The sequence below is a fragment of the Rhizobium sp. RU36D genome (assembly GCF_900176345.1).
GTDB lineage: Bacteria > Pseudomonadota > Alphaproteobacteria > Rhizobiales > Rhizobiaceae > Allorhizobium.
In genome coordinates, this window is record NZ_FWXU01000007.1 from 271,827 (window position 1) to 285,851 (window position 14,025).

A 14,025-nucleotide genomic window follows, 5' to 3' on the forward strand; every position below is an offset into this window, starting at 1 on the left:
TCTGCCGTTTTTGCGGTTGCGAACAGGCCGGAGTTTTAATACATGCATGTTACAGAAAGCGTCGGGGGACGGCTTTCGGACACTGACTGACCCAATTGGAGTAAGTATGGAAAACAGCATCCAGAAGTCTTGCTGGGGTGTTACCGTTCGTGCGTTGATCGGATTTGCAGGAATTCTCGCAGTCGCCTACCTCATCGGCAACTTCTGATCCCTATCGGTATTGTCTTCTTGCTGAACAGCGCGGCCGTCCCAGCCGCGCTGTTTTCGTTTCAAGGCTGCGCTACGGCGATGAGCATGTCGCGCCCATGCCAGCCGATGTCGATGCATCGCCTTGTTGCCGCCCTGTGATAGCATAGCCTCTCGGCACGGTTCGGCAGGCAAGGGGTGCGGCGATGTTTCTCTCGGTTTTCGATGTCTTCAAGATCGGCGTCGGTCCGTCCAGCTCCCATACCATGGGGCCAATGACGGCGGCACGCCGGTTCCTTGATCTCATCCTCTCAAACGACTGGCCCCGCCCGGCCGGCGCGCAGGTAACCGCCCTGAAGGCGAGCCTGCACGGATCGCTTGCCTATACCGGCATCGGTCATGGTACCGGCAATGCCGTCATCATAGGCTTGATGGGGGAAGCGCCTGATACCGTCGATCCGGACCGGATGGAGGACATCATCGCGGATGTGGAGCGGACGGGCCGCGTCACGCCGCCAGGACATCCCGGCTATCGGTTCCTGCCGAGGGAAGACCTGGTCTATGACAAGAAGACGCCGCTTCCCGGCCATGCCAATGCGATGCGTCTGTCCGCCTTCGACAAGGACGGACGCCTGCTGTTGACGCAAGTCTATTTCTCCATCGGCGGCGGCTTCGTCGTGACGGAGACAGAGCTTGCAGCGATGCAGAGGAACAAGAAGGCGGCTGCGACCCGCAACGTTCCTTATCCCTTCGCCTCGGCGCGCGAGATGCTCGACATGGCCCGTGCATCGGGCCTCACCATCGCGCAGATGAAGAGGGCAAACGAAGAAGCGGTGATGTCGCGCGACGACCTCGATGCCGGTCTCGATCGCATCTGGGACGCGATGAGCGGCTGTATCGATCGTGGTCTGCGGCAGGACGGTCGCCTGCCGGGCGGGCTGAATGTGCGGCGCCGGGCCAAGTCTATCCATGACAAACTGCAGGAGGAATGGCGCTCCAACCGGCTGAACCCGGTCCTCGCCAATGACTGGCTGTCCGTCTATGCCATGGCGGTGAACGAGGAAAATGCGGCCAGCGGGCGTGTCGTCACCTCGCCGACCAATGGTGCTGCCGGTGTGGTGCCGGCGACGATCCGCTACTACCTGCATTTCCACCCCGAGGCCGACCAGGAGGGGATTCGCGACTATCTTCTGACGGCGGCGGCGATCGGCGGGATCATCAAGCACAATGCCTCGATCTCCGGCGCGGAAGTCGGCTGTCAGGGTGAGGTGGGTTCGGCCTCGGCCATGGCGGCGGCCGGACTCGCGGCCGTGATGGGCGGATCGCCAGAGCAGATCGAAAACGCGGCAGAAATCGCTCTCGAACATCACCTGGGCATGACCTGCGACCCGGTGGCGGGCCTGGTGCAGGTGCCCTGCATCGAACGCAACGCCTTGGGGGCAGTCAAGGCCGTCACCGCGGCTTCGCTGGCGCTGAAGGGCGACGGCGAACATTTCGTGCCGCTGGACGCCTGCATCGAGACGATGCGCCAGACCGGCAACGACATGAACGAGAAATACAAGGAAACATCGCTGGGCGGGCTCGCCGTCAATGTCGTGGAATGTTGACGGCTGCGACGATCCGCGCCTGTGGATGCCGGTGAGGCGAGGGTGCCGCAGGCTTGACGCTGCGGCACAAAACTCTATCACCACCGCATGGCGCTTCATTTGATCAAGCTCTGTGTGGGTGCAGACAGTCTCGATGACCTCAAGGAATGGGTCGCCGAGCGCGCCTTGATGTCGGTCGCGATCGGCAAGCCGCCGCAGTCCGGCCATGTGACCCGCATGGTGCCCAAGCGCATCGACGAACTGCTCGACGGCGGATCGCTCTACTGGATCATCAAGGGCCAAGTGGCCGCCCGCCAGAAACTCCTCGATATCCGGCCCTTCACCGGCGATGACGGCATCACCCGTTGTGAACTGGTGCTCGGCCCGGAGGTGATCGAGACGCAACCGGCGCCCCGCCGGCCATTCCAGGGCTGGCGCTATCTGGATGCCGACTCGGCACCGCGCGACCTCGGCGCATCGGGGGCCGATCTTGAGTCCATGCCCGAAGACCTCAAGCGGGAACTCGCCGAGCTGGGATTGCTGTAAAGCGCCGGCCGCTCAGGGATAGATATCCCGGACGGGCTATGGGCGAGTGCCTTGGGCCGGTGACATCACGCCTGGCGCCGCCGCCGTTCCTCCATGGCAGCGAGGGCCGCTCCGGCCAGCACCAGTGGCAGGGCCGAGATAAAAGCGTAAGATAGCGGCGCCTTGAACAGCAGCAGGTCCGCCAGCACGGGCCAGAGGATAACCAGATACTCGAATGGCGCCAGCAGGGAAGCTTCGGCGTGACGGAAGGCGAGCGTCATGGAGATATGGGCGAGACCGCCGAGCAAGCCTGCCAGGACGAGCAAGAACAAGCCTTCCGCATCCGTCATGACCCAGCCGAATGGCAGCGTCAGGATGCCGCCGATCATCGAGGCGATGACGAAATAGAAGGCGATCGCGCCCGGGCTTTCCGTGCGGCTGAGATTGCGGACCATGATCAGGGCGAAGGCGGTAAGCATGCCCATCAGAAGCCCGAAAATGTAGCCCCACATGCGCACTTCGTCCATGTCGCCATGGCCGACCTCCGGCCAGACCAGCACCATGACCCCGGCCATGCCAACGAGAACGCCGCCAACTCGCCACACCGTGACGCGCTCCGATAAAAGCATCACGCCGGCTACGCTGGTGAAACCGGGGGACAGATAGCTGAGCAAGGTGGCCTCCGCCAGCGGCAGCCGGGCGATCGAGGCAAAGGAGGCGAACATGGCCGCTGCCCCGAGGCTTGATCTCAGTAGATGGCCGAAGGGTCGTTTCGTCGCCAGCCCGCCCGGAAACTCCCCGCGCAGCCACAGGAAGATCACAAGCGGAATAAGGGCAAAGGCCGATCGGAAGAACACGATCTGCCCGACCGGCACATGCTCCGACAACGCCTTGACGCAGATGCCCATGCACGCAAACAGGAATCCGGATAGGATGCGCAGGGCTATTCCGACCCTGGGATTTTCTGTGACTGCCACCACCGAATGCCTTCATTGCTGCCTGAGCCGCGTTCCGCCGGCATAGGCCAGGCGCGCGTCTTCGGCAGAGGCCAATAGGCAGTTTCAGGCACCATCGCAAGCGCGCGACCGGCAAGGTCGGCGAAAAACAGTCGTGGTCCTGGACAAGGCTCCCCGATCAGTGGCGGCCCGCGAAAGCGCCTGGCGTTATTCCCACATGGCGGGAGAAGGCCACATTGAAGGCGCTGGCGGAGGCATAGCCGACGCTCTCGGCGATCTCGGCCAGGGACGCGTCCCTTTGCTGCAGCATCTGCTTGGCGAGCGCCATGCGCCAGCCCGTCACATATTCCATGGGTGCCACGCCCATCTGACGCCGGAAGCGATCGAAGAAACTGGATCGCGACATCGCCGCTGCTTCCGCCAGGCCTTCGACGGTGATCTCGGCTCCCGGCTCCGCGTGGATGCGTCGGATGGCCGGGGCGAGCCTGCCATCCGACAACCCTCGCAACAGCCCAGGTGATGTCGTGTTGCCGCCTGCGCTTCTCAGCGCGTCGATCAGCAGCACCTCCAGAAGCCGGCTCAGGATCATGTCCCGCGCTGCCAGTCCGCCCACGGTTTCGGCATGTATCATCCGCACGAGATCCATGAACCGGTCCTGACCTTGCACATGGATGACATCCGGCAGAAGCGAGACCAGCAATCGCCTGTCGCCCGACTGGAAGGCGCAGTGTCCGACCATGGCCGTCAACTCAACGGGACCGGCCGGATCGCCCAGCCGAAAGACACCCGGGCTCGTTTCCAGCCGTTGCGGCAGCGTTCCCCGCGGTGGCAGTTGAAGGCTGCTCAACGTCAATTGGTGGACGTCCGGCACGAGAACGAAATCGCCAGGACCCAAGGGAACTGGCGCTCGGTCTGGGATGGTGAGCAGACAATGACCGTCCACGACAGCGCAATAAAACGGCGTGCCGAGTTCGCGTCGCTCCACGAGCCATGTTCCACCCGCCGTGACCAGCTTGGCAATGGAGGGAACCGGCTTCAGCAGCGTGACGATTTCGGCCAGTGGATCAGACATGTCAGGACTTTCGCGAAACATAAGCAGACTTCTGATCATAGATCATCCGAAACGCGGCGTCTATCTTCCAGATCGTCAAACAGGAGACCAGATATGCCAAGGATACTGATAACGGGTTGCTCCAGCGGTTTCGGCCATGCCATCGCCAATCGATTTGCCGGCGAGGGCTGGGATGTCGTTGCGACCATGCGTGTACCCCAGCCCGATCTCTTCGCTGGACATGACCGCATTGAGGTGCTGCCACTCGATGTCACGGATGCCGCGAGCATTGCCCATGCCGTGGCGCAGGCCGGGCCGCTTGACGCCCTCTTGAACAATGCGGGTGTCGGCCTGCTCAATGCGCTTGAGGGAACCGACATGGACAAGGCGCGTGACGTTTTCGAAACCAATGTGCTCGGCGCTATCGCCATGGCCAAGGCCGTCATGCCGCAGTTTCGCGCCCGCGGGGCAGGTGTGATCGTCAATGTCAGTTCGAGCGTGACGCTCAGGCCACTGCCGGCGCTCTCCGTCTACACCGCCAGCAAGGCCGCCCTCAACGGCTTCTCGGAAAGCTTCGCCGTGGAAGCCGCCCAGTTTGGAGTGACCGTGCGTCTCGTCCTGCCTGGCTCGGCACCGGCCACCTCGTTCGGCAAGAACGCGGTCGCCCGCATGGGCTTCGATATTCCCGAAGCCTATGCCGATTTCGTTCATGGCTATCTGACAGACCTGCGCAGCTCGCCGCTATCGACCACGCCAGCCGACGTCGCCGATTCCGTCTGGCAGGCGGTGACGCAGCCCGACGCACCGGCTTGGATTGCCGCCGGAGCCGATGCGGAAGCCTGGATGCGGGATGCGATGCCGGTTGGTGGCTGAAGGCTGACCCGCTCCGATCTGCTCGCGCGGACTTCAGACCGCTTCTAGGATCTGCCGTTGCAGTTCCACGGCGCGGGCGTCGGCCAGTTCGCGGCGGGGCCTTTCTAGGTCAATGGAGATGTCCAGTGCGATGAACCCTTCGCGCAGCACAATGACGCGGTCGGCCAGTGCGACGGCCTCGGCGACATCATGCGTGATCAGCAGCGTGGTAAAACCGCGCCTGCGCCAGATGCCGTCCAGGAGCTTGTGCATCTCGATCCGGGTCAGCGCGTCAAGCGCGCCGAAGGGCTCGTCCAGCAGAAGAAGGGATGGCTTGCTGACCAGAGCGCGGGCCAATGCGACGCGCTGTTTCTGGCCGCCTGAAAGCACCGAGGGCCAATCGTTTTCGCGTCCTTCCAGTCCGACATCGCTCAAGGTGGCGAGCGCGTCCTGGCGCCAGTTGTGGCCGCGGGCAATGCCCACATTTTCCACGACCCGCTGCCATGGCACCAGCCGCGCCTCCTGGAACAGCAGGCGCACATGCGGATTGAGGCCTTCAACCGGCTTCTGGTCGACCAGAACCTGTCCCGCGGTCGGTCGGTCCAGTCCGGCGATCAGCCGAAGCAGGGTCGACTTGCCGCCGCCCGACCGGCCAACCACCGCAACGAACTGACCCGGCTTTATGGTCAGATTGAAATGCTTGAGCACCGTGAGGCGGCTGAAGGACTTTTCGACGCCGGCTAGGCTTATCGGCAGGCCGCCGGTGCTTGTCGCCGACGCAGGCGGGCTGTCGATGGATACGGATTGAACGGCTGCCATCACCGCGCCTCCCCGTCGCCCTGGTAGGCCGGATGCCAGGAAAGGACCCGCTTCTCGATGAGGAGCGTGAGACTGTCGGCAGCCTTGCCGAGCAGCGCATAGATGATTATGCCGAGAAGCACGACATCCGTCAGGAAGAATTCGCGCGCATTCATCGTCATGTAGCCGATCCCGCTATTGGCCGAGATCGTTTCGGCGACAATCAAAGTCAGCCACATGAAGCCGAGCGCATAGCGCAGTCCGACCAGGATGGAGGGCAGGGCACCGGGCAGGATGATGCGCGTGACAAGCGCCTTGCGGTCGAGGCCGTAGATCTTGGCCATCTCGATGACCTGCGGATCGACGGTGCGCACACCATGAAAGGTGTTGATATAGATCGGAAAGAAAACGCCGATCGAGACCAGGAAGATCTTGGCGGTTTCATCGATGCCGAACCACAGGATGACGAGCGGGATCAGCGCCAGATGCGGCACGTTGCGCACCATCTGCAGCGTGCTGTCGAGCAGTGTTGCGGCTGGCTTCCAAAGGCCGTTGACGATGCCCAGGGCAAAACCCAGTCCGCCGCCGATGGCAAGGCCGATCAGGGCGCGCTTGGTCGATACCAGCGTGTGATAGATCAGGCTGCCATCCAGAAGCGCAGTCCAGCCGGCAACGGCCACGGTGCTTGGCGCCGGCATCAGCCGGGCGGTGACGAAGCCGCTTCGCGCCGCGATCTCCCAGATCACCAGCAGCCCCACGGGCAAGGCCCATGGCGCGAAGGCCCGCCATAGCGAGAGCCGTAAGGGAGGTGTCGCCACCTCCCTACGCTGGGCATATCCTGTCAGCGCCGTCTCCGCCATCAGGCGCCGCCTTTCCGAACCACATCGGCAATGCTGAGCTTCTTGGGAATGAGGCCGAGGTCAAAGAAGGTGTCGGCAATCGCCTGCTGCTGCTTCATGACCGTTTCGTCGAGCGGCCGCACGCCGTAGGACTGGCGGTCGAGCGCCTTGATCAGCACCGGCTCGGGAATGCCGACGGAGGGAGCCAGTTCTGCCGCGGCCGCAGCGGTATTCGCCTTGGTCCAGACATCGATCTCGCTGTTCGCCTCGATCAGCACGTCAACCGCTTGCGCATGCGCTTCAACAAAGGGCTTTGCGCCGAGATAGAACTGGTGGTTGGGCACGATGCCCTCGCCATTGCGCAGTTCGCGTGCCTCGATCGCCACTTCGGCGGCGGCCTGGAAGGGGTCCCAGATTACCCAGGCATCGACCGCGCCCCGCTCGAAGGCGGCACGACCATCGGCCGGCGGCAGGAACGAGACCTTGATGTCGCTATAGGCAAGCCCCGCTTCCTCAAGTGCCTTCACCAGGAGATAGTGAACGTTGGAGCCCTTGTTGAGCGCGACGGTCTTGCCCTTGAGGTCTGCCACCGATTTGATCGGACTGTCCTTTTGCACCAGAACGGCTTCGCCGCGGGGCGCGGGCGGCTCATGAGCGACATAGACCAGCGGCGCACCAGCGGCCTGAGCGAAAATCGGAGGCGTCTCACCGGTCGAGCCGAAATCGACCGCGCCGACATTCAGCGCTTCCAGAAGCTGAGGTCCGGCCGGGAACTCGGTCCATTGCGCCGTGTAACCGATCTTTTCCAGCTTCTTTTCGAGCAGGCCCTTGCCCTTCAGCAGGACGAGTGTGCCATATTTCTGATAGCCGATGCGGACAACCTTGTCGGCTGCTATTGCGGGCGCACCGCCGATGAGCGGCAGGGCAACGGAGCCCGCCAGCAGTCCCGTGAAATTTCGCCTGGAAATACGCATCAAGAAAGCTCCCGTTTGTTTCTGTTCGCCAGCCGACCTCCGGCAGCACAATCAAAAAATCACATAAAATACGTAGATTTTATAGCAATAATCGACCCCGCCGGGCGGCAGCTGTGGGAAAATTTAACTGCGCTGGCGCGGGTTCGCGTGAAACGGCTTTGCAAACGGGCGCGGCGGATCCCTTTTCCCGCATGTCAGGATGGCTCCGTCCGCGAACGAGACCGCGCTCGAAGGTTTGTGTCAATCGCAAGATAAATTTGGCGCCTTGGCCGCAAACGGGAAATTTTTGTTCTCGTTTTTGATCTTGATGTGATCGCTTTAGTTTTATTTTCCTCTTGCTGCGTGATCCCGGTTGCGAAATCCGGAAAATAATCTACTATTTAAGTAGAAAACATACAGGAGTTCACATGGTCACCTCGTCAGTTGCTTTCGTTTCCAGCAGCCTCATCGCATCTGGCGTCCAGGGTTTCATGTGTTGCTCTTCCATGGATGGTTCCCCGATGGCCAGCAAAAGCGCCATCACCCTTCTGGAAGATCAACATCCCCATGAGAGGCAGGCCCATGCAACGGCAAACAGTTGAATTTGGCGGCATACCTGTTGGTATCGTCGTCCCGCAAAACGACAAGCTGCGTTTCATCGCGGTGAAATTTCACGTCATCGACCTCGACAACCGGCTTTTTGCCAGTGTCACAGAGCTCAAGCGCGCGATCGGCGAGCATCTGATCGAAGCGAAACCCATGGCCGCGTGATGAGCGGTTGCCGCCGCCAGGCGCACGAGCCCGGGCGGCCTGCCGGTGAATGGCTCTAAGACAGATCCGAAGATTGGCCTTGCCGCATCTGGTTTGCAGCCGCGATCTCACCGCTGGGCTGTCGAACAGTGTGATCTGCTCATTTTGAGCATCCTCATTGCATGAGCGGCAGAAGCGTTTTTCCCTGGCGCTCGAGTTCTTCCAGGTAGGGCGTATCGGACAGGATGAAATGGGTGATCCCCAGCACCTGGTAGTTGCGCAGGGCCCGTGCCACCTCTTCCGCCGAGCCGACCAGCCAGGTGGTGCCGGCACCGCCGCCGCCGTATTTTCCTGGTGCCGTGTAGAGGTTGTCATCCAGGATGTCGCCTCTGCCGCTCAACTCCAGAAGACGCCGCTGGCCAGTGGCAATGCCGTGGCGATGATCCTGCCAGTTGCCGGCGGCGCCCTCGGCCATCTTCGCCACTTTCGCTTCGGCATCTGCCCAGGCCTGTTGCGAGGTCTCGCGAACGAGGGTCGTGATCCTGAGGCCAAACTGCAGTGGTGGCAGATCGCGATCAAGCGTTGCGCTCAGATCCCGTAGTCGTCCGATCCTCTCCCGCACACCGTCAAGCGGCTCTCCCCAGAACAATTGCACATCGGCTTCCGTCGCTGCCACCCGCTCGGCGGCCTCTGACGCGCCGCCAAAATAGAGCGGCGGATGGGGGCGATCCTCGGTCTGCCTGAGGCGTGGTTGAACCGTTGATCCCTCAACCTGGAAATACTCACCCGAGAAGGTGACGCCTTCTTCCGTCCACAGTCTGCGCACGAGCCGCATGAACTCCTTGGTGCGTGCATAGCGTTGGGCCTGGTCACCCTCCTGATCGCCATAGGCCTTGAGGTCATCCGGCCCGGACACGACGTTGACGCGCACGCGCCCATGGCTGAGGTGGTCGAGAGTTGCGGCCGCGGCTGCGAAATTCGCCGGCTTCCAATATCCCGGGCGGATGGCGATCAGCGGCTCGAAGCTGCTCGTCCGCGCCATCAGCGCCGTCGCCACTGTGAATGTATCCGGTCGCCCCCAGCCTGTGCCGATCAGGGCGCCTTTCCAGCCATGGGCCTCCATCGCCCTGGCCGGGGCGGTCAGCGTGTCGAGGCTGTTGTGATCAGGCGCTGCGTCATCCCCGCGGTGGCCGGCCTTCACGTCGTTTGGGATGTACCAGAAGAACTCGGATCGGGTCATGAGGATACCGTGATTTGATTGCGAAGCCTTCCCTCGTCCAGCAGTATCCTGATCGTTCGGGCGGCATTACGGCGCATCTCGATTGCCGCGTGATCGGAGTAGAAGGCATTGTGCGGCGTGATGACAAGCCGTCCCGCCAGCCACGCCTCCCGAGCGCGCCATGCCGACAGGAGAGGGTGGTCACCCGGCGGCTCCTGCTGCAGCGCGTCGATCGCGGCGGCGGCGAGATGGCCGCTGCGAAGTGCGGCCTCCAGCGCATCGAGATCGATGAGTTCACCACGCGCCGTATTGACGATGATGGTGCCGGGTTTGATGCGGGCCAGCCTGTCGGCGTTCAGTAGTCCGCGTGTTTGCGCATTTGCCGGGCAATGCAAGGTTATGACGTCGGCGCTGGCAAATAGCGCGTCCAGCCGCTCACAGCGTTCGTAGCCGATGGCTTTTTCATGCCCTGGCGGCTGGCCGGGGTCATAGCCGAGGATGCGGAAGCCGAAGGGCTTGAGGCGGTTCACGACCGCCGTCCCAATGCGGCCGACGCCGACAACGCCTGCTGTTGCCGGGTTCGAGCGGGACAGTGGCTTGAGGCTGTTGACCTGCCAGTTGTTCCGGTAGCCGCGCGCCTTGTGATCATGCTCCCAAAGCCGCCTGTGCAGGGAAAGGATCATGGCCATGGCGTGGTCGGCAACTTCCTCCGTGCCGTAATCCGGATTGTTGGCGAAGGGAATGCCGGCCTTTGCCAGGGCCTCAAGGTCGATCTTTTCGTAGCCCACGCCATAGCGCACCACGCCCTTGCAGCGCTTCAGATGGGCAATGCTCTGCGGGCCGAGACGAGCGCCCCAGACCATCAGGGCATCGAGCCGTTCAAGGCGGGCGGCCGAAAACTGCGCCTCATCGGTGCTGCCGAAGAAGTCGATCTCGACATCGTCACCCAACACCTCCGCCTCAAGATCAGGCGTTCCGATCATGTGGTCGGTAATCCCGACCACAAACTTCGCTTTCGTCGTCATGTCAGATGGTCCTTGGCGCCAGCGCACGATGCCCCATCCGGTCACACGTCTTTCACCGGGTGACCGAAAGGATGACCATGATCAGGCCGGCGAAGACGCGGTCGGCGGAGCGCGTTCGGGGGGCCGCCTGCTACTCGGCAGCGATGGCCGTTGTGCTCTGCCGGGAGTCCAGCAAGAGTGCGGCTTCGGCGACGGCCTGGTCGGCACGCGACAGGATGGCCGGTGACAGGCGGCCGTCGATCCGGTCGCGTCCAGAGGCGTAAATGGCCGTTGGCACAACAAAGGCCTCGAAGAAGGCGAAGAGCGGTCGCAACTGGTGCTCGACCACGAGCGAGTGACGGTCGCCGCCGCCCGTGGCGGTCAGGATCACAGGCTTTCCCCTGAGGTCTGCAGGGTCGAGCAGATCGATGACATGCTTGAACAGACCGGCATAACTGCCCTTGTAGGTGGGAGAACCGATCACCAGCGCATCCGCCTCGATGATGGTTTGAACAATGCCGCGGGCCTGTCCATCAAGATCGGCGACGGATCGTGCCGTTGCCAGCGATGCGCCGAGGTCTTCGACGTCAAAGACCTTGTGCTGCAGGCCGGCGCGGTGGGCCAGGCTTTCCGTCACGTGCTCGACAAAACGCCGCGTACTGGAGGGGCGGGAGATATTGCCGGAGAAACCGACGATCAGATTGTTGCTCATGGACAAATCCTTCGAATGTCTGGTCATGGAAAGTTGGCCCGCCGCAGGCTGCGTCAGGCGGTCTTCAGCAGGGCAAGGCTTGCGGATGGCTTCGTTTGGTCGGCTTGCCCGCGCTGCCAGCGATCGAAGGCGGCGCGACCGAGCATCGTGACGGAGGTGTCTTCCTGGGGCGCATGAACCAGCACCGACTGAACGTCGCGGAAATGGCGCTCGAGGGCGATGTCGGCATTGAGGCCCGGATTGCCGATGCCCCGGACGGCGATCTGCACGGCGTCGCGGATCTGTCGGCCGGCCAGCAGCCGCGCCCGGATCATCTGTTCCGCATCGCCGTGGCTATTCTCCAGCGCGCCGAAAATGATCTGCCGCGCGCCGGAAACCAGAAGATCGATCTCGCCCGACAGCGTCAGGAAGCGCTCGGTTCGCGCAATGGGGTGGCCGAGATTGGTCGGCACGCGCTCATGGGCAAAGCGGATGAAGACCTCCTGTGCGGCCTCTGCAGCACCGAGATAGAGCGCGGTGAGGGCCAGTGAGATGGCGGCATGGCCGCGGTTGTCCTGCTGCGCCACCGAGGGATCGACCAACTCCAGCACATCCTCTGCCGGGATCTCGACATCGGTAAACTGGACGTCGTGGGAGCCGGTGGCGCGCATGCCAAGGCTTTTCCAGTTTTCGATGACCTCGATGCCTGCAAGGCCGTTGGGAACGACGAATGTGCCGACACGCGGCGACGCTTCGTCCGTATGGGCCCAGACGAGGAAATGCGTGAGGCCGTGTGCCCCGGTCACGAAGCGTTTGCGCCCGGTGATCGACCAGCCGCTTGCGGTTCGCCTTGCCAGCGTCGCCGGCAGGCCGCCGCGCGCTGGCGATCCGAGTTCCGGCTCGACCCGCGCTGCGTTTAGGAGCAGCGGACGCTGCCGACTCTCGTCGAGAAGCCGTCGATACAGATGTTCAGGCCAATGGCTTTTGGCAGCCTGGCCAAGGTGGTTGAAGATCGTCATGGCGCTGATCAGCGCCACCGAGGGATCGCCGCGGCCGAGCGCCGCCAGAATTTGCGCTGCCTGTTTCAGGGTGCTGCCCCTGCCGCCATAGCGGCTTGCGACCGTGCTTTCAAGCAGGCCGGCGTGGTGGACGGCTTGGATGCCGGCCCAGGGAAAGGCGCCGGTGCGATCGGCGTCCGGAGCCGCATCGGCCAGCGCGCGCACGGTGTCATCGGTTACGAAGAGGTCTTGGGACATGAGGCTCGGCCTTCCGGATCCAGGGCGGGTGCCCAAGGCAGTGCTGCGGTCTCGCGACGGGTTCGGATGCGAGACCTGATGTGGTGGCGCGCCGCAGGGAGGGAGAGATCGCGGCGCGCCAGGGAGGCACGGGTGTCAGACCTCAGGCCGCAGCCTTGCGTTTGGCGTCTTCCCGTTCACGGATGCCCTCGCGGACCAGCGGCAGGACATGGCGGCCGTAGTCCACGGCATCATTGTAGTTGTCGTAGCCGCGGATCGAGATGAGATCGGCACCGAGATCGATATAGTCGAGAATGGAATCGGCGATCGTGCGGGGTGAACCGACCAGTGCGGTCGTCGCACCGCTGGCATTGGTGGCGGTGACGGTCGGATACCAAAGGGCGCGGTCATGCACGTCGCCGCGTTTGGCGATGTCCAGCAGCCGTTGCGAGCCGACATTCGCCGGCGGAACGGCATTGATCGGTGCCCGCGTCAGGCCTTTCTGGCGATTTTCGTTCAGCTTGTCGAGAACCCGGTGCGCCTTCGCCCAGGCCAGTTCGTCGGTCTCGGCAATGATCGGGCGGAAGGTGACCCAGATCCGCGGCGGTCTATGCGTCCTGCCTTGGCCGCCTCGGCATAGATGCGATCGATTTGCTGCTTGGTCTCGGCCAGCGGCTCACCCCAGAGGCCGAAGATGTCGCATAGCGATCCGCCGATCCGGTAGGCGGCGTCGGACGAGCCACCAAGGGAGATCGGAATGAGGCCGTTGGTGGGGCGCACGGCGCTGCGGAACTGCTTGAACTGGTAGTATTTGCCGTCAAAATCGAAGGGGGTGGTGGAGGTCCAGGCGAGGCGGAGAATGCGGATATATTCCTCCTGCCGCTCGTAGCGTTCTTCCTTGTTGAGGAAGTCTCCTTCGCGGGCCTGCTCCTCGTCGCTGCCGCCGGCAATGAAGTGCACGACGACACGCCCGCCGCTCAACTGGTCAAGTGTGGCGAGCGATTTGGCCGCGACCGTCGGATAGACCGTGTTGGGTCGCAGGGCGACGATGATCTTGATGTTCTTGGTGTGCGCCAGGATGGTGGCACCCAGGGTGAAGGGGTCGAACGACGATGAGGAATAGGGGATCAAGGTGTAGTTGAACCCGTAGTCGTCGAGCGCGCGGGCACAACGCTCCAGGAAACGCGCGTCCACCGGCGCATCGGGCAGCGGATGGAGATCATTGGATTCGTTGGCGAAGCTGGCGCTGATGAATTCGGCAGTCACGGGCTCATTCTCCCTTTGGGGGACCGTTGCATAAAGCCGAGTTTTTGGGATTTTGGTTTTTGCAGACGGCGGTTCTGTGGCCCGGCTGTTGTTTTGCCGGGCATTTGGGGTGTT

At 62.8% G+C, this 14,025-nt stretch carries 13 protein-coding genes and 1 pseudogene; 4 read left to right on the forward strand and 10 right to left on the reverse strand.

Translation table 11 applies throughout. The features are described from left to right. Nucleotides 1-392: 392 nt before the first annotated feature. Together B9A97_RS11790 and B9A97_RS11795 are read left to right on the forward strand one after the other, a co-directional pair. Nucleotides 393-1,793 carry an L-serine ammonia-lyase gene (locus B9A97_RS11790; RefSeq protein WP_084365512.1) on the forward strand — a complete coding sequence of 467 codons (1,401 nt, stop codon included), beginning with the start codon at nucleotides 393-395 and terminating at the stop codon, nucleotides 1,791-1,793. Nucleotides 1,794-1,880: 87 nt separating this feature from the next. Beyond that, a complete protein-coding gene (locus tag B9A97_RS11795; protein WP_084365513.1) occupies nucleotides 1,881-2,318 on the forward strand; it encodes a DUF1489 family protein in 438 nt (145 codons plus the stop codon). 65 nt (nucleotides 2,319-2,383) lie between these two features. On the opposite strand, the gene B9A97_RS11800 is transcribed toward B9A97_RS11795, so the two are convergent. Beyond that, complete coding sequence (locus B9A97_RS11800) at nucleotides 2,384-3,274, reverse strand: DMT family transporter (protein WP_244564190.1); 891 nt, start codon at nucleotides 3,272-3,274, stop codon at nucleotides 2,384-2,386. A 157-nt stretch (nucleotides 3,275-3,431) separates the two neighbouring features. Then, nucleotides 3,432-4,325 (reverse strand): AraC family transcriptional regulator, encoded by an 894-nt coding sequence (locus B9A97_RS11805; protein WP_084365554.1) that lies wholly within the window; start codon nucleotides 4,323-4,325, stop codon nucleotides 3,432-3,434. A 93-nt stretch (nucleotides 4,326-4,418) separates the two neighbouring features. Between B9A97_RS11805 and B9A97_RS11810 the strand changes: the two genes are divergently transcribed. Then, complete coding sequence (locus B9A97_RS11810) at nucleotides 4,419-5,177, forward strand: SDR family oxidoreductase (RefSeq protein ID WP_084365515.1); 759 nt, start codon at nucleotides 4,419-4,421, stop codon at nucleotides 5,175-5,177. A 33-nt stretch (nucleotides 5,178-5,210) separates the two neighbouring features. On the opposite strand, the gene B9A97_RS11815 is transcribed toward B9A97_RS11810, so the two are convergent. From B9A97_RS11815 to B9A97_RS11825, 3 genes are read right to left on the reverse strand one after another with little or no spacing between them, the layout of a single operon-like run. After that, nucleotides 5,211-5,975, reverse strand: coding sequence for an ATP-binding cassette domain-containing protein (locus B9A97_RS11815; protein ID WP_084365516.1), 765 nt, complete (start codon nucleotides 5,973-5,975; stop codon nucleotides 5,211-5,213). Then, complete coding sequence (locus B9A97_RS11820) at nucleotides 5,975-6,814, reverse strand: ABC transporter permease subunit (RefSeq protein WP_084365517.1); 840 nt, start codon at nucleotides 6,812-6,814, stop codon at nucleotides 5,975-5,977. Before B9A97_RS11820 ends, B9A97_RS11815 begins: the two co-directional genes overlap by 1 nt. Next, the gene (locus tag B9A97_RS11825) at nucleotides 6,814-7,767 is read right to left on the reverse strand and encodes a sulfonate ABC transporter substrate-binding protein (RefSeq protein ID WP_084365518.1); all 954 of its coding nucleotides are present in this window, start codon (nucleotides 7,765-7,767) and stop codon (nucleotides 6,814-6,816) included. Before B9A97_RS11825 ends, B9A97_RS11820 begins: the two co-directional genes overlap by 1 nt. A 561-nt stretch (nucleotides 7,768-8,328) precedes the next feature. Between B9A97_RS11825 and B9A97_RS11830 the strand changes: the two genes are divergently transcribed. Beyond that, nucleotides 8,329-8,517, forward strand: coding sequence for a hypothetical protein (locus B9A97_RS11830; protein WP_084365519.1), 189 nt, complete (start codon nucleotides 8,329-8,331; stop codon nucleotides 8,515-8,517). Nucleotides 8,518-8,671: 154 nt separating this feature from the next. Here the strand turns inward: B9A97_RS11830 and B9A97_RS11835 are convergent, their stop codons facing one another. The 5 genes and pseudogenes from B9A97_RS11835 to B9A97_RS11855 all read right to left on the reverse strand — a co-directional run bounded on the left by B9A97_RS11835 (nucleotide 8,672) and on the right by B9A97_RS11855 (nucleotide 13,911). Next, nucleotides 8,672-9,736: an LLM class flavin-dependent oxidoreductase gene (locus B9A97_RS11835; protein ID WP_084365520.1), complete on the reverse strand. Its 1,065-nt coding sequence runs from the start codon at nucleotides 9,734-9,736 to the stop codon at nucleotides 8,672-8,674. Next, on the reverse strand, nucleotides 9,733-10,740 hold the full coding sequence (locus B9A97_RS11840) for a C-terminal binding protein (RefSeq protein ID WP_084365555.1): 1,008 nt from the start codon (nucleotides 10,738-10,740) through the stop codon (nucleotides 9,733-9,735). The genes B9A97_RS11835 and B9A97_RS11840 overlap by 4 nt, the downstream gene beginning before the upstream one ends. 130 nt (nucleotides 10,741-10,870) lie before the next feature. After that, nucleotides 10,871-11,431, reverse strand: a complete 561-nt coding sequence (gene msuE / locus B9A97_RS11845; RefSeq protein WP_084365521.1) for an FMN reductase — start codon at nucleotides 11,429-11,431, stop codon at nucleotides 10,871-10,873. A gap of 53 nt (nucleotides 11,432-11,484) precedes the next feature. Continuing rightward, nucleotides 11,485-12,666 (reverse strand): acyl-CoA dehydrogenase family protein, encoded by a 1,182-nt coding sequence (locus B9A97_RS11850; protein WP_084365522.1) that lies wholly within the window; start codon nucleotides 12,664-12,666, stop codon nucleotides 11,485-11,487. 142 nt (nucleotides 12,667-12,808) lie between these two features. Then, a pseudogene (locus tag B9A97_RS11855) lies at nucleotides 12,809-13,911 on the reverse strand (LLM class flavin-dependent oxidoreductase). Between the last annotated feature and the right edge of the window lie 114 nt (nucleotides 13,912-14,025).

Excerpts from the sequence above, each read along its gene's own strand:
- B9A97_RS11790 (WP_084365512.1), top strand. The coding sequence starts at position 393 with ATGTTTCTCTCGGTTTTCGATGTCTTCAAGATCGGCGTCGGTCCGTCC.
- B9A97_RS11795 (WP_084365513.1), top strand. The coding sequence starts at position 1,881 with ATGGCGCTTCATTTGATCAAGCTCTGTGTGGGTGCAGACAGTCTCGAT.
- B9A97_RS11805 (WP_084365554.1), bottom strand. The coding sequence starts at position 4,325 with ATGTCTGATCCACTGGCCGAAATCGTCACGCTGCTGAAGCCGGTTCCC.
- B9A97_RS11810 (WP_084365515.1), top strand. The coding sequence starts at position 4,419 with ATGCCAAGGATACTGATAACGGGTTGCTCCAGCGGTTTCGGCCATGCC.
- B9A97_RS11815 (WP_084365516.1), bottom strand. The coding sequence starts at position 5,975 with ATGGCAGCCGTTCAATCCGTATCCATCGACAGCCCGCCTGCGTCGGCG.
- B9A97_RS11820 (WP_084365517.1), bottom strand. The coding sequence starts at position 6,814 with ATGGCGGAGACGGCGCTGACAGGATATGCCCAGCGTAGGGAGGTGGCG.
- B9A97_RS11825 (WP_084365518.1), bottom strand. The coding sequence starts at position 7,767 with ATGCGTATTTCCAGGCGAAATTTCACGGGACTGCTGGCGGGCTCCGTT.
- B9A97_RS11830 (WP_084365519.1), top strand. The coding sequence starts at position 8,329 with ATGCAACGGCAAACAGTTGAATTTGGCGGCATACCTGTTGGTATCGTC.
- B9A97_RS11835 (WP_084365520.1), bottom strand. The coding sequence starts at position 9,736 with ATGACCCGATCCGAGTTCTTCTGGTACATCCCAAACGACGTGAAGGCC.
- B9A97_RS11840 (WP_084365555.1), bottom strand. The coding sequence starts at position 10,740 with ATGACGACGAAAGCGAAGTTTGTGGTCGGGATTACCGACCACATGATC.
- msuE (WP_084365521.1), bottom strand. The coding sequence starts at position 11,431 with ATGAGCAACAATCTGATCGTCGGTTTCTCCGGCAATATCTCCCGCCCC.
- B9A97_RS11850 (WP_084365522.1), bottom strand. The coding sequence starts at position 12,666 with ATGTCCCAAGACCTCTTCGTAACCGATGACACCGTGCGCGCGCTGGCC.